Raw genomic sequence first — 24,076 nt, forward strand, 5'->3', positions numbered from 1 at the left:
AACCCCCTTAAGCCTGCACTTGTAAAAAGCTGCTGACAATGGTCTTTTGGTTATAGTAGCCCGTGCTCTCATGCGGCACGATTTTTTGCATGAGGCTAGAGTAAAAATCCGACACCGCAAAAACAATGCGGGCGTAGTCGGCGTTGAGGTCTTTCAGCTCGGCTAAAAGTTGGCGCATTTTTTTTAAGAGCTGTGATCCGCGCTCATCTAAGAGATTGGCTAGAGGGGTGCCGGGGTTTTTCTCCATCAAATCCAGCATCTCTTGATCAAAAAGGGCTTTGCAATTTTCAAAAGAGGCGATCCGCTCTCTTTTGAGCCCATTACGATCAAAGATCGCTTCGTGGTTGGCTTCTTTAATGTCTTCTAGATCTTGGGAAGTGAGTTGGATGAGAGTCTGCAAGTCCTGCACGGACTGTTCAAGATAGCCATAAAGCATGCGCCGCCTTTAAGTGGTTTCATACCAAGCTACCTTTTACTAAGAATACAAATGGCTCGGTATCGCTTTAGCCAAGCAAATCTTGTGCCATTTTATGGGCGGTTTTGTCCATGTCCACTTTGTAATGCCCGTTTTCCACAGCCTTTTTGATTTGGGCGACTCGGTCGGATTCGTGGGCTTCGCTAGCTTGGGCGTGGCTGGTGGGGCGGGACACTTGCACGGGGCTTAGGTGGCTATAAGAGGGGGCAGTGCCTATAGGCTTGAGCATGGCAGATCCTTTCTCTAAGATTTCGGGCTATATCGGCAAAAGTTTCAAAACTTTAACTATTGCATGAGGCGCATTGTTTTTGACAATTCTTGACGCAATTCCTTTGCGCTCGCGGGGGCCTTTCTTGCAGTGTCTATCGCCGAAAACACGGATTGCGACCCACTGAAGGTGTAGACCAGCAAGAGCAAGAGCGCACAGCAAAAGAGCAAAAAGGTGATGGTTGGCACAAGCCAAATGTGCCAGTTGAGACGCACTTTTTTCATCAAGCCCTCCCAAAAGTTTATTTATAAGCTATTCTATACTAAAATTTAGCTTTTTTCAAAGTAAGGATGGTGATGATTCGTTTTATTTTGGCGTGGGTCTTTTGCGTGGGTCTTAGCGGGGCGGCTGTGGGACAAAAGCTCATTTGGGAAAATGGCATGACCTTACTCAAGTTTTTCAACAAACACCACATTGACCCCAAAATCTATTACAACTTATCCTACCAAGACAAGGAATTGGGGACAGAAATCCGCGCAGGTGCGCCCTACTATGTGTTAAAAGACGATCAAAATCAACTCTTACAAGTCTTGGTCCCTGTGAGTGAGTCCGTGCAGCTGCGCCTTTACAAAGACTCAAGCGGGCAATACAACCTAGACTTCATCCCCATCATTTACAGCTCCACCCAAAAAACCCTAGCGATGCGAATCAAGCACTCTGCCTACCATGACATTTTTAAGGTCACAGGGGATGCCAAACTCGCCCAAGAGTTCATCGGTATCTACCAAAAAACCCTAAATCTAAAACGCGCGGTCATTAAGGACGACCAGTTAAGCTTGATTTACACCCGCAAATACCGCCTAAATCAACCCTTTGGCTACCCTAACATCAAGGCTGCCATGCTCCAAACCCACAGGCGCAACCACTATGTCTTTGCCTACAAGGGCAAATATTACGATGAAAAGGGGCGAGAGGTCGTGGTGTTCTTGCTAGAGACCCCCGTGCACTACACCCGCATTTCATCGCGTTTTTCTCTAGGACGCATGCACCCCATCTTGGGGCAGGTTCGCCCCCACTATGGCGTGGATTTGGCAGCCAAAAAGGGGAGTTTGATCCACGCCGCCACCGATGGCTACATTGTGTCGATCGGACGCAGAGGGGGGTATGGCAATGAGATTGAGATCAAACACGGCAGCGATTTACGTATGGTCTACGCCCACATGAGTGCCTTTGCTAGAGGCTTGCACTTACACAGCTATGTCAAAAGAGGGCAGGTGATCGGCAAGGTGGGCAGCACGGGGCTTAGCACAGGACCACATTTACACTTTGGAGTGTATTTGAACGACCGCCCCGTTGACCCGCTCGGGCGTATCCGCACCGCCAAAAGCCAACTTAGCGGGCATGAAAAGCAACTTTTCAGCCAAGCCATCAAACCCTACTTTAAAACCCTAGAAGACTTGACTTCTTTTGAATACGCCCAAAAAGAAAACACAAAGAACACAGACTAATGATCGCCTACGACAATATCCAAATCACAGACTGTCCCACTTCCGCCTACTTCAAGCCCAAACGTATTTTATACGAGGAAGATGGCGTGAATAAAAGTTGGGACATGGTGCGCGTGCACGACAGCGTGTCTATTTTACTTTACCACACCGAGAAACAAAGCTTTGTGTTGGTGAAGCAATTTAGACCCCCCGTGTTTGTGAGCGCGTGCTTGTATGGGGGGCAGAGTGTGGATGGCTACACCTACGAGCTGTGCGCGGGGCTTGTGGATAAAGCGCATAAGAGCGTGGAGCAAATCGCTTGCGAAGAGGTGCTCGAAGAGTGCGGGTACGCCCTCGTGCCTGAAATGCTGCAAAAAATCGGGGTGTTTTACGGCTCTACGGGCATCAGCGGGAGCAAGCAAACCATGTTTTTTAGCCGCATCAGCCAAAACCAACACGCCCACCAAGGCGGGGGAGTCGACACTGAGGACATTGAGATCATTTACTTGCCCTTAGAGGAGGTGGAGAGTTTTATGGCAAACGAACAGTTTTGCAAAAGTGTGGGGCTGGGCTATGCACTGGTGTGGTTTCAACAACATTTCAAGGACGGGCATGCATAAGTGGATTTTTATCATTTTGGGACTATGTGGGCTCATGTCTGCCAAAGATTGGAGTGCACCCCTTAAAATCAACATCGACAGCGTAGACACCACTAGGAAAGTCGTGCAGTTTCAGGCCTACGATCTCAAAGTGGGGGAGAGCGGGTATGTGCTTGCCAAACTCACTGATTATGATGTGATTGCCGCTAGCCTTGAGGTGTTGTCTATTGAAAATGGCGTGGCTTATGCCAAATACACCGCCTACAAAGTGATGAAACAAAAGCACTTGCCCACACCGCGCATGACTCCTAAAAAGGGTAATCTAGCGATCTTTAGGGAGTTTAACAACCAGGCCTTTTTGATCGCCCCCGACGTGCACAGCTATGAAAAAGTCAAAGACGACTATCCCGACACAACCTTTATCAACTCGGATCTGTTGGTGGCCTTTTTAAACGGGTTCGATCCCACAGCAAAAACCTTAAGACGGGCTTGCGACATTTACAGCGTGGGGCTAGTCTATCTAGTGAGCACCAACCGCTTAAATATCCTAGACTGCCAAAGTTTCGCCATTTTAGAAACCAAACCCTTTGACACCTCAAGGGTAGGGCGCACCTTCACGCCCTTTTTTCCCGTGTGGAGGGGGTGGATCGGGGGACTTTGGGGAAAATCATGACTGGGGGCAAGACAAAGCACTACTTTAACTATTACGACACGCTCTTACGCAAAGAGGGGCAGAAAAAGTTAGAGAGAGAGGTTAAAGCAGAAGATAAGAAGGAGTTACGCAAAAACATCAAAAATGCCAAGAGTGCCAAACAAAAACAAGCTCTAGAGAAGGAATATAAAGAGGAAATCAAAGAGGAGCAACAACAAATCGCCCCCGCACTCTCCAAACAACAAAAGGCAGAGGAAAAGGTATTAGACCAGGCAACCACCAAAGAACGCGCCAAAGAAGCCAAAGAGGCGAAAAAAGAGCGTAAAAGAGAACTTGCCAAAGAAAAGCAAGAGGAAAAGGCAGAGAAGAAAGCCAAAAAAGAGCAAAAAGAGCGCGAGAAAGCCGATGAAAAACGCATACGCCAAGAGGAGAAAAAGCTAGAAAAACAATAGGAGGCAACCTATGCTAAACCCCGAACATGCCAAGGCCTTAAGCGCATTTGTGGGGGAGGATAATTTTTTCACAGACCCCGCCCATTTGAGTGCTTACGCTTACGATGCGACCAGAGAGCGCCACTTACCCGAGGGCGTGATCTTCCCTAAAAACGAACAAGAGATCAGCCAGATTTTAGCCTATTGCAACCAGCATCAAATCATCGTTGTGCCTAGGGGGCGGGCAGTGGCTTTACAGGCGGGGCTTTGGGGGTGAGTGGGGGGCTGATTTTAAGCGTAGAAAAGCATTTAGACAAAATCTTAGAGATCGACACCAAGAATTTAATCGCAAGGGTGCAACCGGGCGTGATTAATAAGCACTTCCAAAACGAAGTGGAGAAACTAGGGCTCTTCTACCCGCCCGATCCAGCCAGCCAAGAGCAAAGCACTTTGGGGGGCAATGTGAGCGAAAACGCCGGGGGCATGCGTGCCGCTAAATACGGCATCACTAAAGACTATGTGATGGCTTTACGGGCGGTGCTCCCTAATGGGGACATTATCCGTGCGGGCAAAAAAACGATTAAAGATGTGGCGGGTTTTAATGTCGCCGGGATACTCATTGCCAGCGAGGGATGTTTAGCCGTGATTAGCGAGATCACTTTAAAACTTCTAGCTAAACCCAAATTACGCCAATCGGCAATGGGGGTGTTTCACACCATACAAGAGGCGATGGAGGCGGTGTATCAAACCATGGCCAGTGGAGTTACACCCGTGGCGATGGAGTTTTTAGACAACCTCACCATTAAAGCAGTGGAAGAGCGTTTTAACAAAGGGCTGCCCACTGAGGCGGGGGCGATTTTAATCACCCAAGTGGATGGGAGCGTGCCCGAGCAGATCATATGGCAGTTAAACGCCATTGAGGGGCATTTTAAGGCGTGTGGGTGCGTGGATTTTAAGGCAGCGCAAAACCCCCAAGAGGAAGAAGACCTTTGGTTTTCAAGACGCAACGCCTCGCAGAGCATCAGCGTCTATGGCAAGAAGAAATTAAACGAAGATGTGACGGTGCCTAGAGCGAGCTTACCCGCCTTGCTTGAAGAAGTGGGGCGTATCTCAAAGGCCTACAATTTGCCAATCCCCTGTTTCGGGCACACCGGCGATGGCAATGTGCATGTGAATATCATGCTTGAAGACCCTAAGACCCAGCTAGAGCAAGGGCAAAGGGCGATGGAGGAAATCTTTAAATGCGCCATTGCTTTAGAGGGGACTTTAAGCGGGGAGCATGGCATCGGGCTGTCTAAGGCAAAGTTCATGCCCCTAGCCTTTAGCCCTGAAGAAATGGGTTTGTTTCGGGCGATTAAAAAAGCCTTTGACCCAAATAACATTTTAAACCCTTTTAAAATGGGGCTGTGATTTTAGCCTTTTTCAAACCCCCTAAGAGCTTTCCTAGCCCCTATTTGGCTTTACGCACGGATAGCAAGGGCTTAGTGAGCGTGGATTTTGTAACACAAAGACAGAGTGTCTTAAAACCCGATGCCTTAATGCAGGCCGTGCTAGAGAGTTTAGAGAGCTATTTTAGGGGCAAGCTTTTTAGTTTTAACCTGCCTTTGAGCTTATCAGCCAGCCCCTTTAGCTTGCAAGTGTGGCAGGCTTTGCAAAATATCCCCTACGGCGCAACGAGGACTTATCAAGAGATCGCCCACGCTATTAACAATCCCAAAGCGTGTCGGGCCGTAGGCAACGTCAACCACAACAACCCTTGTCCCATTGTGATCCCCTGCCATAGAGTGGTTTTAAAAAGCGGCAATTTGGGGGCTATGGGGGCGGGGTGGAAATTAAAGAGTGGCTGTTAAAACACGAGCAACGCCACAAACCTCACATAAAAATCCCATAAAGACCTGTGCTCATTGCAGTTCTGGGGGCTTTCGGGGGGTGAGATTTTGAGGATCAAGGTAACCAGTGGGCTAGAAAGCCCACAAGATTAACTCATGAAAGGACGGCTAAAAGTAGCGTATTCGGGCTTAAAGTCGGCTTATTTGTCAAAGACGCGCTTAAAAATCTGGTCTGTATGTCTTAGATAATGCGCCGTTTGAAAGCACGCCTTAAGTCTTTGGGGATCAATGTCTTTTAGTCTAGGGTCGGCGAGCAAGGCGTGTAAAAAGCTCCCCTTGTGGTGTTTATCCTCTTGTAAGTCCTGCCACACCTTGGCGGCGCACTCTTGCACGATGGTGTAGCTCTCTTGCTTGCTAAAGCCTAAGTTTGGCAACTCTAACAGCACTCTTTGCGAATACACCAACCCCCCCGTGTGCTCCAAATTTGCCTGCATGTTCTTGGGGTAGATGACAAGGGTTTTTAACAGGTTTGTCAAGCGGTGCAGCATAAAATCCGTGGTGGTGAAAATATCGGGGAAGGCAAAGCGCTCCACGGAGCTGTGGCTGATGTCGCGCTCGTGCCACAGGGCGACACTCTCTAGCATGGGCGTGGCATATCCTCTGATGACGCGGCACAACCCCGTGATGTTTTCGCTTAAAACGGGGTTACGCTTATGCGGCATGGCGGAGCTGCCCTTTTGCCCCGCACTAAAATATTCCTCTGCCTCATACACTTCGGTGCGCTGGTAGTGGCGGACATTGATGGCGATTTTTTCACAGCTGCTGGCGAGCACCGCTAAAGCGTTGATGAGTTTCGCGTGCCGATCCCTTGAGATGACTTGGTTTGTGATTAAAGCGGGTTTTAGTCCCAAAATTTCACAAGTCTTTTCCTCTAGCTCTAGGGGGATATGGGCGAAATTGCCCATCGCCCCGCTCACCATACCCACGCCAATTTCTTCTAACACACCTTCTAAAGACTTCACATGGCGGTGCATTTCTTCAAACCACAACGCCCACACCAACCCAAAGCTCATAGGTTCGCCGTGAATTCCGTGGCTACGCCCGATGGTGGGGATGTCTTTAAACTCGAGTGCCCGCGTTTTTAACACCTCTAAAAGCCCTTGCAAGTCTTTTAAAAGGATCTCTAGGCTCTCTTTAAGCATGAGGGCTAGAGCGGTGTCTATGCAATCGCTAGAGGTGATTCCATAGTGGAAAAAGCGGGCTTCCTCGCCTAAGTTCTCACAGACGGCATTGACAAAGGCGATTAAATCGTGTTTAGTGGTCTGCTCAATCTCATAAATACGCTCTAAGCTAAAGCTAACTTCTTGGATTTTTTGGCAACTCTTAGCGTCTATCACGCCTAGGGCGTGCCACGCTTGCACAATCGCCTTTTCAACTCTTAGGTAAGTGTTAAACTTATTCTGTGCACCCCAAAGGTGCGCCATCCCCTCCAAAGCATAGCGATCGACCATTAAACCTTGGCTTCCTCCCGCCGCTGCAAATATTCCCAACGCGCGTCCACATCTTTTTGCAAGGCTTCAATAATGTGCTCGTTCTCTTTTTTGAAGAGGTGGGCGAAGCGTTTTTGCACGCCCAAATAATCGCGCACAGGCAGGACATTGCGGGGGCGGTAGGTGATTTTCAACTCTTGTCCGTGAAAAATCTCAAACAAAGGAAAGATCAAGCAATCCACGGCCAAATCCGTCATTTCAATCGCTAAAGAAGAGTGGTATTTCCATTCAGTCGGGCATGGGCTAAGGGCGTTGATAAAACAAGGTCCTTCCGTGTCTAGGGCGGTTTTGATCTTTTTATTCATGTCCTTCCACTTGTTGGGGGCGATTTGGGCAGTGTAGGGGATGCCATGCGCTGCCATGATCAAGGGCAGGTCTTTTTTACGCTCTTTTTTCCCAAAGCTCACTTTGCCCGCAGGGGTGGTGCTGGTGCTTGCACCCATAGGCGTGCTCCCACTCCTTTGTCCCCCTGTGTTGGCATAGTTTTCATTGTCTAGGCAGATGTAGGTGATGTCATGTCCACGCTCCATACACCCGCTGATGAACTGAAAACCGATGTCGTAGCTCGCCCCATCGCCGCCAAAGGCGACAAATTTAGGCCGCTGCCCCTTGTATTTGCCCTTGCGCTCTAAGGCTTTATACATGCTTTCTACGCCACTAATGGCGGTGGAGCCGTTTTCAAACCCGATGTGAATCCAGGGCACATCCCATGAAGTGTGCGGATACACCGCCGAACAGACTTCTAAACAGCCCGTAGAATTGCCTAGCACAATAGGTCCATCCACGGCGTTAAGCACCTCCCTGACAATGATTCCATGCCCACAGCCCGGGCAGAGCAAATGCGAGCCTTCAAATTTTTCTGCCGATTGGCTAAAACTTTTGAGTGTTTTGACTTCTCTAACCATGTGTTCTCCTCAAAAATAAGACAATTCGGGGCCAGCAAGCCCGATGAATTGTTGGGTAGGGTGGGTGAGCGCGCCTTTTTGGGCATCTTGACTCAACTCCTCAAAAATGCGATCCAAGTCTGCTTGGGTCAAGTCGCGCCCGCCTAGCCCATAAATGTAGTTGCTAAGCACGGGGTGGCGTGAGCCTTGCACTTGATACAGGCTTGCGGCCACTTCATTAAAGAGCGCGCCCATCGCACCTGAAGGCGAGCTTTTATCCATCACCGCCACCGCTTTCGCCTTTTTAAAGACCTCGCCCAAAGCCACAAAGGGGAAGGGGCGCAGCAGGTGGGTCGTTACGACACCCGCTTTGATGCCCTTGTCTCTCGCTTTTTTGGCCGCCACAATCGCCGACTCCCACGTGGTGCCCAAAGCAAAAATCGCCACTTCGGCATCTTCCATGCCAAAGGTTTCTAGGATATTGTATTGCCGCCCGGTGAGTTTGGCAAAATCATTAAGGATTTCTTCCAATACATGGCTAGATTCCATGATGGCGTGGTGCAACTTGGCCTTGTGCTCAAAGTGCCACTCTTCTTCTGCCTGGGCTCCATAGCTTACAGGCTTATCAAAGTCGAGCATGGGATGCACGCTCACATAATCGCCCACGAATTTATAGGCGACATGGTCAGCTAGGGGGCGGACATTTTGCACGGTATGTGAAGATAAAAACCCGTCTTGATGCACCATGACAGGCACTCTAACCCCCGTATGTTCGGCGAGTTTAAACGCCATTAAAGTGAAGTCATAGACCTCTTGAGGGTTACAAGTACATAAACTGATCCAACCGCTATCCCTCCCCAAATACATGTCCGAGTGGTCGCAGTGGATGTTTAAGGGCGAAGCCAAAGCGCGGTTAGCGACATTTAGCACAATGGGTAAACGCATGCCTGAGGCTTGGTAAAGCACTTCAACCATTAAAGCAAAGCCCTGTGAGCTTGTGGCGGTGCTGACCCTTCCGCCCGCCGCCGCCGCGCCCACGCACGCACTCATCGCCGCGTGCTCGGACTCGACTAAAACAAATTCGCCATCGATGTAGCCATTGTCTTTAAAAGAGCCGTAGTTTTGGATGATGGGGGTGGAGGGGGTGATGGGGTAAGCGGCCACGACATCCACTTGTGCCTGTCTTAGGGCGTGTGCACTCGCCGTGCAACCATCCCACGCCTCTACGCCATTTAAGTGGTAACTAGAAGCCATTATAACCCCCTTCTGTGCGGTAGCTTTTCTTTTTCAAGCCCTCTTGTTTTTGCGGCCACTTGGTGAGTGCCTCCTCTACGGGCTCTAAATTGTCAAACATCAGGAGGGATTTAGGGTTAGTGGGGCAGACATCCACGCACACTCCACAGCCCTTGCAGTGTTCGTAGTCAATGCCGCTCATTTTGCCCTCTCGCGAGAGTATGGACGCATCGGGGCAGTAAACCCAGCAGTTAAAGCAGTTGATGCAAACATCCTTGTTGTGCACGGGTTTTTCCACGCGCCAATTTGCCACGCTTGCGGTGAATGAGCTGTCTGTGGTGTAGGTGCGCTCGTTGTTGTGCTTGCCTAATTCCTCTTGCCCTTGTTTTTCAAAGGGGAAGAGCACCGCCCCCATTTCAAATTCTTGCCAGTTTTTCATGTCTGTCCTTTATTGCACTTGGGCATAGGCGTGATCGATCGCGAGCATGTTCGCATCGATCAAGGCTTGGGGCATTTTTTTACCCAGCACTTCTTTAAAAGTGTTTTTAAAAAACTCCAACTCTAGCATGCCAGACACCTTCATCAAAGCCCCGAGCATGGGGGTGTTGGGGATGGGGCGTTTGATCGTGTCCATTGCGATTTTAATGCAATTTAGGGTGAACACCTTTTTGCTTGCCAACTCGGGTTTTTTAGCAAACAACTCATCCTTGCTTAAATGCGTGGTGATGATGTAGGTCGTGTCTGGTTTTTCATCTTCTGTAATGTCGGCGATGAAAGTGAGTCCCGGATCGATCACCAAAACATAATCGGGGTTCATGAACTTTTCGTGGTTTAAAATGGGTTCAGAGTCGATGCGGTTGTAGGCCGTCATCGCCGCCCCCCTTTTAGCCGACCCATAGACCGCAAAGCCTTGTACTTCTTTTCCTGTGGTGGTGAGCACATCGGCTAAGCCCTTTGCGCCCGTAACTGCACCTTGCCCGGCGCGTGCATGCCATCGAATTTCTAGCATTGTTCTCCTTCCTAAAATAGACAAAAAATAGTCCGTATTGCGCGAGGATTATACAAGATTTTGGGTAAACTTATGCAAAATCAGGGAGATTTTAAGAATGCAAACCAAGCAAAGCGCCTTTTTCTATAATCTCAAATCTCTAGCCTTTTGCTTGCAACCGATCCTGCCCGGTCAAAAGGGGCGCATCAAAAGGCGTTTAGCCCAATTGGCAAGCTTGCCCCTATCTAGCTTGGAATCGATCAAAGATCGGGTGAATAAGGCCTGCGCTCTGCCCCCACATCAAAGCGTGCAAAACCCACCCCTAGGGCTTTTTAAAGGCTTGTCTTTGGGAAGTCGGTATTTTTACGATTTCATGGCGTATTTTAGGTTTTTCGATCAAAGTTTGCGCTACCAGCTTGAGTACGGCGATGTCAATTACAATTTATTGACCCCCACGCTGTGTAAAAGCCGCCCCATCCCCCAAATCTCCCACTCAAACAATGTGCTTTTGCCCCTAGACAAGCGCCGCCACTTCAAGCACATTTTTCCCCCATGCCCGATGCCCTTTGAGGTCAAACAAAACAAACTTTTCTTTAGGGGGGCGTGTTTTCAGCCCCACCGCCTAGATTTTTTAAAACACTATTTCAAGCACCCCTTAATGGATTTAGACCATGTAGGGGCGCTTACCCCCGCTTTAAGCCCCTTTAGCAAACCTAGAGCGAGCATTGCCCAGCACTTAGAGTATAAATTTATCTTGTCTTTGGAGGGCTTTGATGTGGCGAGCAATTTAAAATGGATTTTAAGCTCAAATTCGGTGGCAGTGATGTCCCCGCCTAAATTTGAGAGTTTCTTTTTAGAAAGCCAACTTGTCCCCTATATCCACTACATCCTTTTAAAGCCTGATTACAGCGATACCCCCGCCCAGATAGAGTTTTTTAGCGCCCGTCCCAAGGATTGTTTGGAGATGATTTGTCATGCCAACACGTATGTCAAAAGTTTTCTCACTCCCCTAGAAGAGTGGACTGCTTTCTTGGTGTTGAGAAAATATTTTTATTACACGGGACAAGTTGAGCCCTTAGAGATTGAAAAGGCCCTTTTTAGCTAAAAAGGGCGCTATTTGTCTAGCTCATTTGTGCCCCATTTTCAGCCGATTGCAACCAAATAAAGACTTCCACCACGCTCGCATAAAGCTCGGGCGGGATGGGTGTGTCTAGGCGCACATCTAAGAGCGAATTGACCAAAGCTTCGTTGCAAAAAAGGGGGACATCAAAGGCTTTGGCCTTTTCTACAACTGTAACAAAATTTGAAAAATCTTCCTCTACAAACTGGGCTACTTGAAAAAGACTTTGGAGCTTACGTATGTCGGCTAATCTCCCAAAACTCCAAGATGAGTAGAGTCTAATGCCACTGTAAAGCCGCACCAGCGCATGGGGCTTGGGATAAAGCTCGGCATCTGTTTTTTGGGGGAGAATGGATTGCTCTTTGTCGATATACTCCTTTTCAAGCCCTCTTTCTTGCACTTCACCCTCGATCCATCGAGTGTTGATGATCGCTTTTTCTCCTCCATGGGATTTGTATTTGTAAGATAAATAGGGATTATCCCCGCCTGGTTCTGGCTCAACACATTCGATCATTTCTTCTTTGAGCTCGAATTTTGTATTGTTTTTACTTCCTTAACACCAAAACAAACATGGTGCTTAATGGGTATCCGGCTCCTCCGATCTAAAACTTCAGAAGTGACCACAGCGATTTCGGCTTCTTGAGCTCTATAATTTCCATTTTGGTGTAGCCACTCAATACATGAAGGTTTTTGAGTTCGATGCTTAACCCATTTTCACCAAACGAAAGAAAATTTTTAATTTTAACTTCTCTAATAGGTGGCTTAAACTCTACTTTAGACATCTACGCTCCTTGCGACTGCTTTAGACGATAGGACAAACTATCCCCATAACCAACTATAAGTGTCCACACCAAAAAAAAGAACAACAGGGATAAAACAACCCAAGCGTATTTTAACCACTATTTTAATATTTTTTGATAACCTAAGAAGCGTACATACAAATCCTAGTTCTATTGCAGCCTCTAATGCTTAGCAGAATACTGAAAACTTACTAACGGGTTTTAATGCCAAGACAAAACATCCTGAATCAGATCTACGTTGATTCTGCTCTGTTTATCATTACAAACTCCCCTTCTAAAATGCGTGCCACCATTTTTAACTTTTCCAAAACTTCCGCGAATACACCAACAAGTGTAAAATCTTCCAGGAATTAATTTTGATCGTGTGTAGCTGAGATCTGCTTTGTATTGACCTGCACAACGCTTTTATTGCTATAGATAAAACCAAGCCCCATTTTCTCTCAAAGCAGTGATAGATGAAGGCATTTATACGCAGAATTAAATCTTGCTGTGTATTGTTTTGACTTGAAACATTGTGAACCAAGCAGCCAAATCAAACAAACTATCTAGATTCGCCCCACCCTCTTGTATTTTCCTTATCAAATATACATGTGGTTGTATGAGCTTATTGTATAAAACGCTGTCAAAATCCATCAGATGTTTGCAATTTCTCCAAGTCTTAAAGCTATTTGTGTATCGTTTGTTCCCTCTGCTGTGTGCAAGATTTTATCAAGAACTTCTTTTTCTTAATCAACTAAACTTTCTTGAGTACTAAATGCCTCTAACTCAATCTTATGGGCTTGAGTATAGATGTATTATATAGACAAGAAACAATCTCCAAATAGTTTGTCAAACACGATCTAGGCGGACATACAAACCATTACTTGGCACCACACAAAAACTAATACAATAAACCATATAAACCATCAAGACCGTCATTTCTAAACTGCCAAAGAACAAAATTTTAGGTTTTGGATTGACTTGCTTCTGTGACTTTTCTGCATGTAGTTAACTTCTTGACATTAACACTATATACACCTACAACCAAAACGCCTACTATTTACACACAAGTCGGCAAGCTCTATCACCTACACTCTTCTCCATGGTTTTACAAATTTTGAGCCTTTGGTGTACTTGTGCATATCTTTAAGAACTCTATCTTGACTTTGTGCTACATGTAATAATATACGGTTAATACACGGTAAAAATATACGGTAAGAGCATCTATAGTGTTTCTCAGATTGACTTTGGCTGTTGGTTCTCTCTTCATTCAAAAACGTAAGGCTCTGCAAACAAATCTGTGCTTTTTGTTGTGTTTTCTGCTACAATCGTGCTTATGTCAAAACACCTCATCAGCACACAGGATTTAGATAATGCACAGGTTTTAGCCCTGCTAGATAGGGCAAATGGGTTTTTGGACCAAAGCGTGCAAGCCCCAAATTTAAGCCACAAGAGCGTAACAGCGTTGTTTTTTGAACACTCCACCCGCACGGTGGCGAGTTTTCAAACCGCCACCGCCCGCCTAAACGCCCACTTCAACGCCTTTAGCGTGCAGACAAGCTCGGCTAAAAAAGGCGAAACTTTGCTAGACACGCTCTACAACTTGCAAGCCATGGGGATAGATTTATTCATCATCCGCCACCACCACTCCAGTGCCCTGCCCTATTTAGCCAAACACCTAGACACCCCCCTAATCAACGCCGGTGCTGGGGCGTTCGCCCACCCCACGCAGGCCCTCCTGGACCTACTCACCTTGCATAGGCACTTTAAGGGGCAGTTGCAGGGCAAGACCATCGCCTTTGTGGGCGACATTAAAAACTCAAGGGTAGCTAACAGCAATTTAGCTCTCTTGCCCCGCTTTGGGCTCAAGCCTCTTTTAGTCGCCCCTCCCCATTTTTTGCCAAAGACTTCGTTTGACTACACCCACGAACTGCAAGAAGCCCTAGAAGTGGCGGACATTGTGATGAGCCTACGCACACAGACTGAGCGCCACTCTTTGCAAACCTATGGCTCTTTGCAAGACTACGCCTATCAATACTGCCTCAAAGCCTCCATGCTGAAAAAAGAAATCGTGGTGTTGCACCCCGGTCCCGTGCATCGAAACATTGACATTGAAGACGCGCTTTTAAACGATCCGCGCTGTCAAGTCCTAGAGCAGGTAAAACTGGGCGTGGTCATGCGTATGGCACTCATTGAAGCCCTATTAACCCAAAGCCTTTAAAAGTTTGCTAAACGCATCTTCAAAGGCTTTCAGTCCCGGAAATAAAAGCGAGTCTCTGCCTAAGTTGAAGTTAATGTCATCGTGATCTTGTGGCGTTTCGTCTAGGTCTAAACCTAAATCCCGCATGGTTTCTTTAATGTGCTTGATGGGGGTGGTGGGGGTGCTGGGGGTTTCGTAATAGGTAGCTTAAGAGCCTCTAGGGGGGCGGTGATGATGCTGTGCTCTAGCCTTAGGGCTTGTAAATAGTAATCTTTGGGTAAATTAGGGTCTTTTGTGCCCACACTGGCAAAGAGCGGATAGACACGGCTTGCCCCCACGCTTTGGATTTTGTCATAGCACTCTAGGGCGTTGGCAATGCCAAATTGGTTTAAAAGCGTGGCCTGGGTGCTTTGGCTTAGGCGGTTGTTCTTGTCTTGCAAAAGGGGGTTAGCTAAAGTGTCTAGCCTTGAGACAAAGACGCTCACCACACCCATAGGGGCTTTTTTGAGCGCAAGGGCACAATCCTCAGCCCTCTCTGGGTCAAAGACTAAGGTCGCATTGAGGGGGATGTTCTTGTCCTTGGCTAAATGCTCCATCGTTTCTAGCCCTGCCTTAGTGGCGGGGATTTTAATCATCACATTTGGCATATTGACACGTCCAAACAACGCCCGCGCCTCTGCCACGCTCGCCCCCACCTTGTCGGCTAGAAAAGGGTCGATCTCTAGGCTGATGTAGCCCGTGGCTTTGTTTTTCTCCCAAAGGGGCAAGAGAATCTCCGCACACCTTTTGATGTCGGCGATGACTAAGTGCTCGTAAATGTCCTTTACCCCCATTTTGGCGTTTTTAAGCTGGGTGATTTGCGCTTGATACGCCTGAGACTCTAAAGCCTTGGCAAAAATGGCGGGGTTAGAAGTCGCCCCCACAATCTGCCCCTGCTTTAAAAGGGTTTGAAACCCGCTTTCTAAAAAATCCCTCTCAATGAAATCACACCATAAATAAAAGTCTTTCATGTCCTGTCCTTGTAAAATGCACGCACCACTTGGCAATCGTCAAAGGGGTGCAAGATGTCGCCCACAATCTGCATGCTTTCGTCCCCCTTGCCTAAAATAAGCAATATCTCGTCTTGTTGCAATTCGCTTAGGGCACGCTCAATGGCGTTTTGACGGTTCGCCTCCACCACCACGCTAGAGCGTTTGTTTTCAGCAATCCCCGCTAGGATGTCCTTGATGATGTCTAAAGGGTCTTCGTGTCTAGGGTTGTCGCTGGTGATGTAGGTTTTGATCGCATGGGTGGTGGCGACTTGCCCCATTAAAGGGCGTTTGCTCTTATCGCGGTTGCCCCCTGCGCCAAAGACGACTTTAACTTTCTGCCCGCTAAAGCTGCTAAAAATTTGGCTAAAGCCATCTGCCGTGTGGGCGAAATCCACCACCACCAAAGGGCTGGTATGCACCACTTCTAAACGCCCCTTCACGCCTAAGAAGTTTGGCACAAGGGTGCAAATGTCTTCTAGAGGTTTATCGGTGAGTAAACGCACACAAAGCACAGCCCCTAGAAGGTTGTAAAGGTTGTGCCGGCCGATTAGGGGGGAGTGCAAGAGGGCGTTTTCAGCCGGGGCTCTAGGCGTGGGTTTGAAGCTTAAGTGGGCACTTAAGCTGGGGTGCAAGCTGTAAGCGTCCGTGCTTAAATGGCTCTTGTGCTCCAAGCCATAGCCGTAGGCGTTCACGGGGTTAAAACGCACCACAGGGTCGTCTCTATTGATAACCTTTAGCCCCTCACCTTGAAAAAACGAGTTTTTCACGGCCCTATAAGTTTCTAGGTCTTGGTGGTAGTCTAAATGATCGCTGGTGATATTAGTATGCACCCTAGCCACAAACTCCAAACCCAAAATGCGCTCTTGGACGATCGCGTGCGAGCTTGCCTCCATGATAAAATACGCCACACTTTCAGCTTGTGCTTGGGCTAAGTCCATATACAGCTCTAGCAAAGTCGGCGTGGTTAAGCCCTTTTCTTTCACACGCCTATCGCTGATAAAAAACCCCCTTGTGCCAAGCAGGGCGCATGCATGCCCCAAATCTAAGAGCAGTGAATAGATACAACTGGCGGTGGTGGTTTTTCCGTTGGTGCCCGTAACCCCTACGATTTTCAGCGATAAATTTAAAAGGCCGTAAAGCTCTAGGGCGTGTATAGTGGGCGTTTTAGGCTCTTTGGCTAAGTGTGCTTGCACGAAGGGAGCGTTGCTGGGGGTTTGCACTAAAAGGGTGCTGTTGTCTAATTCTCTTGTGTCCTCACTTAAGTGGGTGAAATTTTGGGCGTTGTAGGTAAGGGGATAAAAGTGTTTCATTCTTTGGCTTGTTTTTCTAGCTTTAGGGCTTTTTGCAAGATTGCACCCACCCGCCCATCATACCACAGCAACTCACGCATGTTTTCAATGTAGGAGATAGACATTTCATAAAAGCCATTTTCAACGAGGCTCTCTAAAAACTCGTAAAAATCCTCTTTCTTGTCAAAAATGACTTTCGTACTAAACATTAAATCCTCAAAGACCTCTTTAAAGTTTCTACCCGCACACATGGCTTTAAAGTCGGCGTACAAAATCCCCTCCAAACTTTCGGCTTTAAGCTGGTTTTCTGCGCTAAAGGCTTGCGCCATTTTGCTCAGGCTGTCGTCAAACGAAGCGATTAAATCGAGGATTTGGTGTTGGATGCTCAGTTTGTAGCGGCGCGGTTGGGAGTCTAATAAACTTTGGTACAACTCGTAAAAGCTGTGCGCCTCTTTAGGAAAGTCTAGGGCAATGTCGCTTAAGAGCAAGCCGATTTTGGCATGCGAATCCATCGGGTCTAAGAACAATGCCTGCCCAAATAAAAACCCCGCCCTCGGGTACTCCTTGTGTAAAAACGCCTTGTAGCCCTGCGTGCAAAAGGTGCGCTTCTTGGGGTCATTTGTCATCAAACACGCTTAAGAAAACAGCTCTTTGTAGCGTTCAGGCGACACATGCACGACTTGCATATCGGGATGGATTTCCTCTTGCAAGCACCGCTCAATGCCAAATTTTAGGGTGTTTGCGCTGGACGCACAGCCCTTACACGCCCCCTGCAAGCTCACATACACCTTTGCCTCTTTAATGCCTAAAAGCACCACATCGCCCCCATCCCTTAAGAGCATGGGGCGGATTTTCTCTAGGGCTAATTCTACGGGTTTTTGTAATTCTTCATCGCTAAAAACCATAAAGCACCTCCAAAAGCTTTTATTATAACGCAATATACCCTAAACCTCGTTTACCCCGTTAAATGGCGTTTTCAATGTCTAATCTAGGGCGGTGTTTGTGATTTTAGCTTGTAATTTCTTCTCAGTGGTGCTTAAAGGGTCGCCACTTTCTAGCACCAAAGCGATGACACTGCAATCATCAAAGGTCTTTTCTTTGACTCTCTGCTCTAATAGGGTTTCTAAAGCCCTTTGCACACCTTCTTGCATACCCGGCGCACGGGCTATATTCATATAATCCTGGAGTAAGGGGATAAGGACACGCTCTTTATTTTGGTAAAAGGACTCGCCCGCCCCATCGGACATCAGCACAAAGCCCGTGAAATTCTTAGCACTCAATGTGCCCTTAAAGACTTTTTGTCTGTTGAAAGTGGCGTACGCGGTAGTTATAGACAGTAGTCCACGCCACAAGTAGTGGTATCATTTTAAACAGCACCACAACGGTGGTGAAACCATCAAAACACAATCCTTCAACAAAACTCCTTAACCCCTATCAAACGGGCATCAGCCCAAATGCCCCTTTTTGTCAAAGCATCTTGACAATATTTCAAAAACTACTTCTCATCAGTTCGACCAACCTGGTCAACCGTCTTGGGAAAAAATGTTTTGAGGATCCGGCAAATGGTTCATGGTTGCTTATGCACTCTTCTTTGTTTGCTTTGCAAACCAAGAGAAAAAGCTCACAAGCATCTTTATTTCCCATTTCACAAACACCTCCAAAATATTGCATTGCCATTATTTTACCTTGATCTATACCCCACAAGCTGGCTGCTTTTTTGTAGTATTGCAGGGCTTTTTCTATGTCTCGTGGGACACCATGCCCATCATCTTCGTATAGGATTCCTAGGTTGTTGTAAGCCTCAGCACTCCCCAAGCTGGCTGCTTTTTTAAGGTATCTTAGAGTTTTGACATAGTTTTTATTTTCGAAAGCCTTTTGGGCTGCTGAAATGTAGTCTTGACTTGCGCTCTCGCCAGCAAACGCACCTACCAGGAAACATGTGCTTAATGCCACAATCTTGAGTATAGTTCTAGCTATGTTTTTCATTTTATTTCCTTTAATCTACCTTCGTCAATCTACTCCTATCCGCTAGTTCACTCGACCCCCTAGTTAATAGGAAACCAAAAAAACTTTAAAAAATGCTGAATATAGTCTGTTTTATTGATTAGATAACATAAAGGTTTCGTTTAGATACATTTTGTTTCCCTTGTGTCGGACTACACCGCTGGATGGGTTTGATTTTTCAGCAATACAATGGGAGAGTTTTGCCAATGGAGCGGTGAGTGTTATAAACAAACTACTGTGTAAGGTAACTAAACACACAAACACTCGATCTAGTTTAGAATTTATAAGCTAGGCAGAACCCTCAAGAAAGCACCCGCACCTCTTGCCTAACTTACTCTTGCAGAAAACCACTTTATTTGGTTTTTGTGTTGTGTAAAGCTCAAAGCATTTTTAGGGTATGTGTCGATCAGTTTCAATGTTTCCAACACTCCGATCTTGATAGGGTTCCGTGCCTTCAACATCTTGACAACCAAATTGGTGATTCAAATCGCAAGCTTTTTGGAAAAAGTGTTGCGCCATTTTTTTGTCCTGCCCAACTCCGGTGCCATAAATCCCATTTTTGTACATCATCGCTAAGTTGTAATAACCCCTAGCATCCCCTAGCTTTGCTGCCTCTTGAAAGTTTTGTAGAGCCTTTAAGTGGTTGTTGTTCTTACGCGCTTCTAAACCAGCCTTAAGATACTGATCTACTTTTTTTCATTTGCATAAGCCCAATTCAGGCACAATAACATTGCTAGCACCACTTGACTTGCTTTTTTCGATAACCCTTGCATTGCCTCTCCTTGAAAAAAAGAAATACAAATTGTATTGTAGCTGAAGAAAGAATCAAGAAGGTAAATTGTTAGACAATAAAACACTATCTTGCCCATTCTAGTTAATTCTAGAGCCATTTAAGGCTTAAGAAACACTATAATCTGTCAGCAACCATAAACTCAAAGCCGTCATAGGCGCAGAATTAGGGGATTTGGCCTACGACTCTACACAGACGCTCACAGACACCAGCGGACTAGAAAAAGGGTTTTTGCCTGCTAACTACTACTACATGGGGCGTAAAGCATTACAAAAGAATTAGGACACCCTGAGTGAACCCATATATACTAGCTAGCATTGGGGTCACGCGATACAAAAAAACAGTAAAGAAAACCGATCTAAGAATCTATATTGAATCTATATTAAAATTTCTTCTTGTGCGCATCTTCTAAAATGTCCTTGGAAATGCGATCGATGTTGTTGCCCACCTCTAAAGAGGTGTTGGCGACATTTAAATTATTTTGTGTGTCCTCTTTAAAGATTTGCAAGGACTCGTTGATTCCCTCCACGCTTTGACTCTGTGCCTTAATGGACTCTGTGGTGTCGGCAATGCTTTGGAGCAACACATTGATATTGCTTTCGATCTCGCTCAAAGACTTTTGGGTGCGCTCGGCAAGTTTACGCACTTCATCGGCCACGACCGCAAAGCCCCGACCGTGTTGGCCTGCGCGGGCTGCCTCAATGGCAGCATTGAGCGCGAGTAAATTCGTTTGGTCGGCGATGTCTTTAATGATCTCTACGATGTTCTAATGTCTTGTCCTTGGGCGATCATCTCTTCGCTTTTTTGGCTAATGCCCGAGATGTTCTCTGTAATGTTCTCAATGGCTTGAGAGGTTTGGATCAAGCTTTTATTTTGTTGGTTGGCGCTGTTGGTGAGCTGGTCCACACAAGTCTTTAACCCCTGCGACTCTTGAGTTAAAGCACTGGCAAAATCTAGTGAAGTACGCAACATTTTGGTGATCTGGGCCCCCAAAGCATCGATGGACTTTTCGACATCACCAGAGGGGTTTGGGATGCCTTGCGTGAAATCTAAGGCTCGGTAACGTTTAAAGGCCTCGTTGATGGTTTGCATGTGTGCTCCGATGTGTTGTTGCAGATACACCACCACATCATTAAAAAGCTCTCTTAGTTGTAAGAGATCGGGGTTGTTGGGTGTGGCGGTAACCTTTTGCGTGAAATTGCCCTCTTTAATGTGGCGCACCACGCCCAACATATTTTCAATGGTGGCACTGTCCGTTTTGGTGTTCTCGTGGATTTTTAAGATGTTCTCGTTGATGGATTGCTGCATATACCCAATCTCATCGAGCATTTTGGGCTGGATGATGTGGACATCTTGGTTGTTTTTGGGGTCGTTAAGCAGTCTAAAGAAACTGCTCAGGGTGTTAGAAACCGCTTCAATGCGATTGCCCACCAAATAGCGCACGAGGAAATAGACAGTAACCACCAACGCCACCACCACAACTAACCCCATGACCAAAATCAATTTTTGCAAATAATCGGCTGCTGCAAAGACTTCTTTTTTGCTAATAAACCGTGCGACAGCCCAATTGAATTTAAAATCCTTAGGGCCAATTTTGCTAAAAATATCAAAGGATCTGACGACCAAAAAGCTATCTGACGACCAAAAAGCTATCTTTATTAGTGCTAACGGCGTGGTAGTCCATAGCACCGGAGCTGTTTTCACGCACCATCTTTGTTAGGCGTTCTGCTGTCACATCAGGATTAATTTTGCTCAAGAGCTTGCCTTGCATATTTTTATAGCCTACGAGCAACACATACCCATTCCGTTGCATCACAAAGGTGTCGTTTTTACTGCGCATGACTACATCAGCAAAACTATCGATGTCTACAAAAGCGATCATCACCCCCACTAATTTAGTTTTGCCATGCTCATCCTTGTTAAGAGGCACCGCCAATTCAAAGCCAAAAACTTTTTGCCCACCGATCTCTTTAAAATAGGGTTTTGTTTTAAGAATCTTGCCATCTTGTAGCACTTGACGCGTGATCCCAGGATTGTAAAAATCCTTTTTAATGGAAGTTTCTAGGGTATCTCCCACTTTGCTCGTAATATAAGAACCGTTAGGATCACCCACAGCGGATACGCTAATCAATCTAACATTTGGACTACCATTTAAAAACTTTTGGATCAACTGTTGTCTTTTGTTCTCGTTATGGACTAGATCAATAGCAACTAGATCCTCTCCTAGAGTACTCATCCGCGCAAACATGCGATTCATCACCCTTTGTAGGCGAGCAGCATTTTGATCGATATTTCTCTGCATGTTTTCAATGGTGGTGTTGCGCATAACACTTCTTACCTGCTTATTAATCACCACCCCTAGGATTGTAATCCCCAACACGACTACTACGCATACTCCTATAATAATCTTAGTGGCAATCCCTAATTTAGAAAACATGAGTTTCCTTTCCATCTTTGACTTATGGTGGATCTAAAAATTCTTGCAAATCTCTTCTACTTTTACTTTGAGAATCGAAACCAATCTATCCTCCCTCTTAACGATCCCGTAACCAGTCTGCTTCTTAAATTTCCCACACAAACCCTTTAAAATTGCATAAATCGCATAGGATAGTATTCTACCTTAAATAAAACTCTCCACTCTTAAACTTGCGCCCTACGACCCCTCTACAGAGAATTTCCAAACAAAACAGTGTGCTGATCTTGCTAGGCTTGTATTTTGGTAGGACAATAACAAGAGATTGCAATCTCAAGAGGAGATTGCTGATTCGGTCGAAGTCATCACGCAAAATACCCCCACAGTCCCTAATGCCATTGTCGAAAAGTATGTAACCTTTCACAACGATGTCAATTCTGTATCTCTAGGTAAGCTAGGCACATTAGAGGCAAACTTACTCTTTGCCATATTCCACAAGCTCAAAGATAGACAAGATGAGCTCTTAGAAAACCCAAGTCAAAAGCATAGAAATCCAAGTGAATATGCCTTATTTTGGCTATTTACTTAACTATCTCCATGGTAACTTCACCTCCTTTGAGCTCTTGGAGTTTCAAAACATCAGTGGTAAATACGCTAAGACCCTCTATAGACTTCTCAAGCAATGGAAAAGCACAGGTGTGCCCCCTAAAATGGAGTGGAGGGAGTTTAGGGAGTTGATGGGAATCTCTGACAATATTAAACTACTTAGGGTGCTTGAGCGCGACATTCTCAAACCAGCCACCCAAGAACTCCACAAGCTCTCCCACTTTGAGAACTTATGCTATGAAAAGTTAAAAACTAAAGGTATGGGCAATCGTATCACCCACATACAATTCTATTTTCAGCCACTCACCAAGACTAGCAAGGACAGAGAACAAGCCAAAAAAGATTTAAGAACCATTGCATGGAAAATTAGAAGTGAAAAGGCGGTTAAACAAATTAAAAAATCTATGGAGCAACTAAAGCAAACCAAACAAGACAACGAAATGCTAGAAGTCTTAGAGATGGCCTTTTACAAACCCCAAGACCCTAGCGTTGTTCTTGTGGTGGATGGCATACAGCCTGCCAAGGATGGCTATGAGATTTTAGTGAAATACTACAGAGAGGGCAAAGAGTTTCAAGCAAAGAGTGCTGTATTAGCTAACAAAGAAACTTTCTTAACAGCTATGGCTAAGGGGGGTTATCAAATTGTAGAATCGCAAGTACCACAGATGCAACAGAAACCACAGCAAACACCACAACCCAAAGAAGTCAAAATAGGATTACAAACAGACAAAAACGGCTTTAAAACTTTTCAAGGTTTAACAAGACCAAACCAACCACAACAACCTAGCCAACCACAAACTCTAAACCCTAACAATGACCTAACAGAATACATAGGACGCAATCTTTACATGAGCAACAATGGCGTGCCTGCTGTTCTTAAGATTAAAGACATCACATATACTGAGACTAACAAGCTTAGAGTGGATATTCAAGACATAGACAAGCCCCACAAGATTCTAAACCCTTTCATCTTGGATAATGTCAAGCACTTTAAAAGCTGGTTTAAGAAGTATATGGAGTGAGAGAGGACAAATACATGTCTTACACTCACCCCATTAATCTCTAATCCAATTTATCTATAATCAACAATAGAGTTATAAGAATTATTAATAATAATATTTTTTTCATTTTAATCCTTTCATATTTTTTATATATAAAGCTTTTGATTTATTTTATTTTTGAACTTTATAGAGTAAGTCATGTCTTATGTTGGCTGTCCCCACTTGCGACACCCACGAGCACTTTGTGTATCTTTTTGACAACATGCAAGAATTGCAAAAGTGGATAAACAAACACACCACCCCAATCCCCACTTCTAAAATCCTCCACAACCGCCGACTGAACCAAACCCCACACCCCAGCACACACAAAGCCATCCTAGAGCCTTCTACAGCTTAAATAACTTTAAGCTATTTAAGCCCCCACGGCGATTGAGTGGCAAATTAACCGAGTGAGCTTGCGAACGAACCCCGATAGGGGCGGTTAATTTACAAATTAACCGCCTATCT

Annotated in this window: 30 protein-coding genes and 2 pseudogenes; 11 read left to right on the forward strand and 21 right to left on the reverse strand. The window is 46.0% G+C overall.

The features are described from left to right. Positions 1-7: 7 nt before the first annotated feature. The 3 genes from QUE23_RS04295 to QUE23_RS04305 form a co-directional block, all read right to left on the reverse strand. Positions 8-436, reverse strand: a complete 429-nt coding sequence (locus tag QUE23_RS04295) for a hypothetical protein (RefSeq protein WP_286349343.1) — start codon at positions 434-436, stop codon at positions 8-10. A gap of 67 nt (positions 437-503) precedes the next feature. Beyond that, positions 504-704 carry a flagellar biosynthesis anti-sigma factor FlgM gene (locus QUE23_RS10165; protein ID WP_434802006.1) on the reverse strand — a complete coding sequence of 67 codons (201 nt, stop codon included), beginning with the start codon at positions 702-704 and terminating at the stop codon, positions 504-506. A 56-nt stretch (positions 705-760) separates the two neighbouring features. Further along, positions 761-967 carry a hypothetical protein gene (locus QUE23_RS04305; protein ID WP_286349344.1) on the reverse strand — a complete coding sequence of 69 codons (207 nt, stop codon included), beginning with the start codon at positions 965-967 and terminating at the stop codon, positions 761-763. A gap of 72 nt (positions 968-1,039) precedes the next feature. On the opposite strand from QUE23_RS04305, the gene QUE23_RS04310 reads away from it, so the two are divergent. The 6 genes and pseudogenes from QUE23_RS04310 (at position 1,040) to QUE23_RS04335 (ending at position 5,702) form a co-directional block, all read left to right on the forward strand. Further along, entirely contained in the window at positions 1,040-2,191 is a 1,152-nt protein-coding gene (locus QUE23_RS04310) for a peptidoglycan DD-metalloendopeptidase family protein (protein ID WP_286349345.1), read from the forward strand. After that, positions 2,191-2,790 carry an NUDIX hydrolase gene (locus QUE23_RS04315; protein ID WP_286349346.1) on the forward strand — a complete coding sequence of 200 codons (600 nt, stop codon included), beginning with the start codon at positions 2,191-2,193 and terminating at the stop codon, positions 2,788-2,790. Before QUE23_RS04310 ends, QUE23_RS04315 begins: the two co-directional genes overlap by 1 nt. Beyond that, positions 2,783-3,442: a plasminogen-binding N-terminal domain-containing protein gene (locus QUE23_RS04320; protein ID WP_286349347.1), complete on the forward strand. Its 660-nt coding sequence runs from the start codon at positions 2,783-2,785 to the stop codon at positions 3,440-3,442. The genes QUE23_RS04315 and QUE23_RS04320 overlap by 8 nt, the downstream gene beginning before the upstream one ends. Then, positions 3,439-3,873: a hypothetical protein gene (locus QUE23_RS04325; protein WP_286349348.1), complete on the forward strand. Its 435-nt coding sequence runs from the start codon at positions 3,439-3,441 to the stop codon at positions 3,871-3,873. Before QUE23_RS04320 ends, QUE23_RS04325 begins: the two co-directional genes overlap by 4 nt. Positions 3,874-3,883: 10 nt before the next feature. After that, a pseudogene (glcD, locus tag QUE23_RS04330) lies at positions 3,884-5,262 on the forward strand (glycolate oxidase subunit GlcD). Beyond that, positions 5,259-5,702, forward strand: coding sequence for a methylated-DNA--[protein]-cysteine S-methyltransferase (locus QUE23_RS04335; RefSeq protein WP_353622239.1), 444 nt, complete (start codon positions 5,259-5,261; stop codon positions 5,700-5,702). Before glcD ends, QUE23_RS04335 begins: the two are co-directional and overlap by 4 nt. A gap of 179 nt (positions 5,703-5,881) precedes the next feature. Here the strand turns inward: QUE23_RS04335 and purB are convergent, their stop codons facing one another. The 5 genes from purB to QUE23_RS04360 are packed head-to-tail and all read right to left on the reverse strand — an operon-like array spanning position 5,882 to position 10,357. After that, on the reverse strand, positions 5,882-7,192 hold the full coding sequence (gene purB / locus QUE23_RS04340) for an adenylosuccinate lyase (RefSeq protein WP_286349349.1): 1,311 nt from the start codon (positions 7,190-7,192) through the stop codon (positions 5,882-5,884). Then, positions 7,192-8,136 (reverse strand): thiamine pyrophosphate-dependent enzyme, encoded by a 945-nt coding sequence (locus QUE23_RS04345; protein ID WP_286349350.1) that lies wholly within the window; start codon positions 8,134-8,136, stop codon positions 7,192-7,194. Before QUE23_RS04345 ends, purB begins: the two co-directional genes overlap by 1 nt. A 9-nt stretch (positions 8,137-8,145) precedes the next feature. Further along, on the reverse strand, positions 8,146-9,369 hold the full coding sequence (locus QUE23_RS04350) for a 2-oxoacid:ferredoxin oxidoreductase subunit alpha (protein WP_286349351.1): 1,224 nt from the start codon (positions 9,367-9,369) through the stop codon (positions 8,146-8,148). Further along, the gene (locus QUE23_RS04355; protein ID WP_286349352.1) at positions 9,359-9,787 is read right to left on the reverse strand and encodes a 4Fe-4S dicluster-binding protein; all 429 of its coding nucleotides are present in this window, start codon (positions 9,785-9,787) and stop codon (positions 9,359-9,361) included. Before QUE23_RS04355 ends, QUE23_RS04350 begins: the two co-directional genes overlap by 11 nt. 9 nt (positions 9,788-9,796) lie before the next feature. Next, a complete protein-coding gene (locus tag QUE23_RS04360) occupies positions 9,797-10,357 on the reverse strand; it encodes a pyruvate flavodoxin oxidoreductase subunit gamma (protein WP_286349353.1) in 561 nt (186 codons plus the stop codon). Between the two features lie 97 nt (positions 10,358-10,454). On the opposite strand from QUE23_RS04360, the gene QUE23_RS04365 reads away from it, so the two are divergent. Then, positions 10,455-11,441: a glycosyl transferase family 90 gene (locus QUE23_RS04365; protein ID WP_286349354.1), complete on the forward strand. Its 987-nt coding sequence runs from the start codon at positions 10,455-10,457 to the stop codon at positions 11,439-11,441. Between the two features lie 16 nt (positions 11,442-11,457). On the opposite strand, the gene QUE23_RS10170 is transcribed toward QUE23_RS04365, so the two are convergent. Both QUE23_RS10170 and QUE23_RS04375 read right to left on the reverse strand, forming a co-directional pair. Further along, positions 11,458-11,970: a flagellar type III secretion system protein FlhB gene (locus tag QUE23_RS10170; RefSeq protein ID WP_434802007.1), complete on the reverse strand. Its 513-nt coding sequence runs from the start codon at positions 11,968-11,970 to the stop codon at positions 11,458-11,460. 88 nt (positions 11,971-12,058) lie between these two features. Then, the gene (locus tag QUE23_RS04375) at positions 12,059-12,238 is read right to left on the reverse strand and encodes a hypothetical protein (RefSeq protein ID WP_286349355.1); all 180 of its coding nucleotides are present in this window, start codon (positions 12,236-12,238) and stop codon (positions 12,059-12,061) included. Between the two features lie 1,333 nt (positions 12,239-13,571). On the opposite strand from QUE23_RS04375, the gene QUE23_RS04380 reads away from it, so the two are divergent. Next, the gene (locus tag QUE23_RS04380) at positions 13,572-14,456 is read left to right on the forward strand and encodes an aspartate carbamoyltransferase catalytic subunit (protein WP_286349412.1); all 885 of its coding nucleotides are present in this window, start codon (positions 13,572-13,574) and stop codon (positions 14,454-14,456) included. Here the strand turns inward: QUE23_RS04380 and QUE23_RS04385 are convergent. The 11 genes and pseudogenes from QUE23_RS04385 to QUE23_RS04430 all read right to left on the reverse strand — a co-directional run bounded on the left by QUE23_RS04385 (position 14,439) and on the right by QUE23_RS04430 (position 21,986). Continuing rightward, positions 14,439-14,582, reverse strand: coding sequence for a hypothetical protein (locus QUE23_RS04385; protein WP_286349356.1), 144 nt, complete (start codon positions 14,580-14,582; stop codon positions 14,439-14,441). The two genes, QUE23_RS04380 and QUE23_RS04385, sit on opposite strands and share 18 nt — an antisense overlap. Next, positions 14,570-15,445, reverse strand: coding sequence for a transaldolase family protein (locus tag QUE23_RS04390; RefSeq protein WP_286349357.1), 876 nt, complete (start codon positions 15,443-15,445; stop codon positions 14,570-14,572). The genes QUE23_RS04385 and QUE23_RS04390 overlap by 13 nt, the downstream gene beginning before the upstream one ends. After that, a complete protein-coding gene (locus tag QUE23_RS04395; protein ID WP_286349358.1) occupies positions 15,442-16,776 on the reverse strand; it encodes a UDP-N-acetylmuramoyl-L-alanyl-D-glutamate--2,6-diaminopimelate ligase in 1,335 nt (444 codons plus the stop codon). The genes QUE23_RS04390 and QUE23_RS04395 overlap by 4 nt, the downstream gene beginning before the upstream one ends. Continuing rightward, the gene (locus QUE23_RS04400; protein ID WP_286349359.1) at positions 16,773-17,381 is read right to left on the reverse strand and encodes a histidine kinase; all 609 of its coding nucleotides are present in this window, start codon (positions 17,379-17,381) and stop codon (positions 16,773-16,775) included. Before QUE23_RS04400 ends, QUE23_RS04395 begins: the two co-directional genes overlap by 4 nt. A gap of 9 nt (positions 17,382-17,390) precedes the next feature. Then, positions 17,391-17,660, reverse strand: a complete 270-nt coding sequence (locus tag QUE23_RS04405; RefSeq protein ID WP_286349360.1) for a NifU family protein — start codon at positions 17,658-17,660, stop codon at positions 17,391-17,393. Between the two features lie 78 nt (positions 17,661-17,738). After that, positions 17,739-18,035 (reverse strand): PP2C family serine/threonine-protein phosphatase, encoded by a 297-nt coding sequence (locus QUE23_RS04410; protein ID WP_286349361.1) that lies wholly within the window; start codon positions 18,033-18,035, stop codon positions 17,739-17,741. A gap of 208 nt (positions 18,036-18,243) precedes the next feature. Next, positions 18,244-18,741, reverse strand: a complete 498-nt coding sequence (locus QUE23_RS04415) for a tetratricopeptide repeat protein (RefSeq protein ID WP_286349362.1) — start codon at positions 18,739-18,741, stop codon at positions 18,244-18,246. 408 nt (positions 18,742-19,149) lie between these two features. Then, positions 19,150-19,329 (reverse strand): SEL1-like repeat protein, encoded by a 180-nt coding sequence (locus tag QUE23_RS09950; RefSeq protein ID WP_353622240.1) that lies wholly within the window; start codon positions 19,327-19,329, stop codon positions 19,150-19,152. 602 nt (positions 19,330-19,931) lie between these two features. Next, positions 19,932-20,300 (reverse strand): annotated as a pseudogene (locus QUE23_RS04420) (methyl-accepting chemotaxis protein); the annotation flags it as partial. A gap of 5 nt (positions 20,301-20,305) precedes the next feature. Further along, positions 20,306-21,175, reverse strand: a complete 870-nt coding sequence (locus QUE23_RS04425) for a methyl-accepting chemotaxis protein (RefSeq protein WP_286349363.1) — start codon at positions 21,173-21,175, stop codon at positions 20,306-20,308. Between the two features lie 4 nt (positions 21,176-21,179). After that, on the reverse strand, positions 21,180-21,986 hold the full coding sequence (locus tag QUE23_RS04430) for a cache domain-containing protein (RefSeq protein WP_286349364.1): 807 nt from the start codon (positions 21,984-21,986) through the stop codon (positions 21,180-21,182). Between the two features lie 301 nt (positions 21,987-22,287). Between QUE23_RS04430 and QUE23_RS04435 the strand changes: the two genes are divergently transcribed. From QUE23_RS04435 to QUE23_RS04445, 3 genes are all read left to right on the forward strand, one after another. After that, complete coding sequence (locus QUE23_RS04435; RefSeq protein ID WP_286349365.1) at positions 22,288-22,551, forward strand: hypothetical protein; 264 nt, start codon at positions 22,288-22,290, stop codon at positions 22,549-22,551. Then, positions 22,526-23,590 carry a replication initiation protein gene (locus QUE23_RS04440; RefSeq protein WP_286349414.1) on the forward strand — a complete coding sequence of 355 codons (1,065 nt, stop codon included), beginning with the start codon at positions 22,526-22,528 and terminating at the stop codon, positions 23,588-23,590. Before QUE23_RS04435 ends, QUE23_RS04440 begins: the two co-directional genes overlap by 26 nt. 184 nt (positions 23,591-23,774) lie before the next feature. Further along, complete coding sequence (locus tag QUE23_RS04445; protein ID WP_286349366.1) at positions 23,775-23,966, forward strand: hypothetical protein; 192 nt, start codon at positions 23,775-23,777, stop codon at positions 23,964-23,966. Positions 23,967-24,076 lie beyond the last annotated feature (110 nt).

The organism is Helicobacter felistomachi, assembly GCF_030296895.1.
Lineage (GTDB): Bacteria > Campylobacterota > Campylobacteria > Campylobacterales > Helicobacteraceae > Helicobacter > Helicobacter felistomachi.

Bases quoted from the DNA above. Each gene is read 5' to 3' on its own strand.
- QUE23_RS04415 (WP_286349362.1), bottom strand. From the start codon at position 18,741: ATGAAAAACATAGCTAGAACTATACTCAAGATTGTGGCATTAAGCACA.
- QUE23_RS10170 (WP_434802007.1), bottom strand. From the start codon at position 11,970: ATGATCGAATGTGTTGAGCCAGAACCAGGCGGGGATAATCCCTATTTA.
- QUE23_RS04345 (WP_286349350.1), bottom strand. From the start codon at position 8,136: ATGGTTAGAGAAGTCAAAACACTCAAAAGTTTTAGCCAATCGGCAGAA.
- QUE23_RS04430 (WP_286349364.1), bottom strand. From the start codon at position 21,986: ATGTTTTCTAAATTAGGGATTGCCACTAAGATTATTATAGGAGTATGC.
- QUE23_RS04440 (WP_286349414.1), top strand. From the start codon at position 22,526: ATGCCTTATTTTGGCTATTTACTTAACTATCTCCATGGTAACTTCACC.
- QUE23_RS04310 (WP_286349345.1), top strand. From the start codon at position 1,040: ATGATTCGTTTTATTTTGGCGTGGGTCTTTTGCGTGGGTCTTAGCGGG.
- QUE23_RS04305 (WP_286349344.1), bottom strand. From the start codon at position 967: ATGAAAAAAGTGCGTCTCAACTGGCACATTTGGCTTGTGCCAACCATC.
- purB (WP_286349349.1), bottom strand. From the start codon at position 7,192: ATGGTCGATCGCTATGCTTTGGAGGGGATGGCGCACCTTTGGGGTGCA.
- QUE23_RS04295 (WP_286349343.1), bottom strand. From the start codon at position 436: ATGCTTTATGGCTATCTTGAACAGTCCGTGCAGGACTTGCAGACTCTC.
- QUE23_RS04380 (WP_286349412.1), top strand. From the start codon at position 13,572: ATGTCAAAACACCTCATCAGCACACAGGATTTAGATAATGCACAGGTT.
- QUE23_RS04375 (WP_286349355.1), bottom strand. From the start codon at position 12,238: ATGTCTAAAGTAGAGTTTAAGCCACCTATTAGAGAAGTTAAAATTAAA.
- QUE23_RS04400 (WP_286349359.1), bottom strand. From the start codon at position 17,381: ATGACAAATGACCCCAAGAAGCGCACCTTTTGCACGCAGGGCTACAAG.
- QUE23_RS04390 (WP_286349357.1), bottom strand. From the start codon at position 15,445: ATGAAAGACTTTTATTTATGGTGTGATTTCATTGAGAGGGATTTTTTA.
- QUE23_RS04350 (WP_286349351.1), bottom strand. From the start codon at position 9,369: ATGGCTTCTAGTTACCACTTAAATGGCGTAGAGGCGTGGGATGGTTGC.
- QUE23_RS04360 (WP_286349353.1), bottom strand. From the start codon at position 10,357: ATGCTAGAAATTCGATGGCATGCACGCGCCGGGCAAGGTGCAGTTACG.
- QUE23_RS04325 (WP_286349348.1), top strand. From the start codon at position 3,439: ATGACTGGGGGCAAGACAAAGCACTACTTTAACTATTACGACACGCTC.
- QUE23_RS04405 (WP_286349360.1), bottom strand. From the start codon at position 17,660: ATGGTTTTTAGCGATGAAGAATTACAAAAACCCGTAGAATTAGCCCTA.
- QUE23_RS09950 (WP_353622240.1), bottom strand. From the start codon at position 19,329: ATGATGTACAAAAATGGGATTTATGGCACCGGAGTTGGGCAGGACAAA.
- QUE23_RS04315 (WP_286349346.1), top strand. From the start codon at position 2,191: ATGATCGCCTACGACAATATCCAAATCACAGACTGTCCCACTTCCGCC.
- QUE23_RS10165 (WP_434802006.1), bottom strand. From the start codon at position 704: ATGCTCAAGCCTATAGGCACTGCCCCCTCTTATAGCCACCTAAGCCCC.
- QUE23_RS04385 (WP_286349356.1), bottom strand. From the start codon at position 14,582: ATGCGGGATTTAGGTTTAGACCTAGACGAAACGCCACAAGATCACGAT.
- QUE23_RS04395 (WP_286349358.1), bottom strand. From the start codon at position 16,776: ATGAAACACTTTTATCCCCTTACCTACAACGCCCAAAATTTCACCCAC.
- QUE23_RS04355 (WP_286349352.1), bottom strand. From the start codon at position 9,787: ATGAAAAACTGGCAAGAATTTGAAATGGGGGCGGTGCTCTTCCCCTTT.
- QUE23_RS04445 (WP_286349366.1), top strand. From the start codon at position 23,775: ATGTTGGCTGTCCCCACTTGCGACACCCACGAGCACTTTGTGTATCTT.
- QUE23_RS04320 (WP_286349347.1), top strand. From the start codon at position 2,783: ATGCATAAGTGGATTTTTATCATTTTGGGACTATGTGGGCTCATGTCT.
- QUE23_RS04365 (WP_286349354.1), top strand. From the start codon at position 10,455: ATGCAAACCAAGCAAAGCGCCTTTTTCTATAATCTCAAATCTCTAGCC.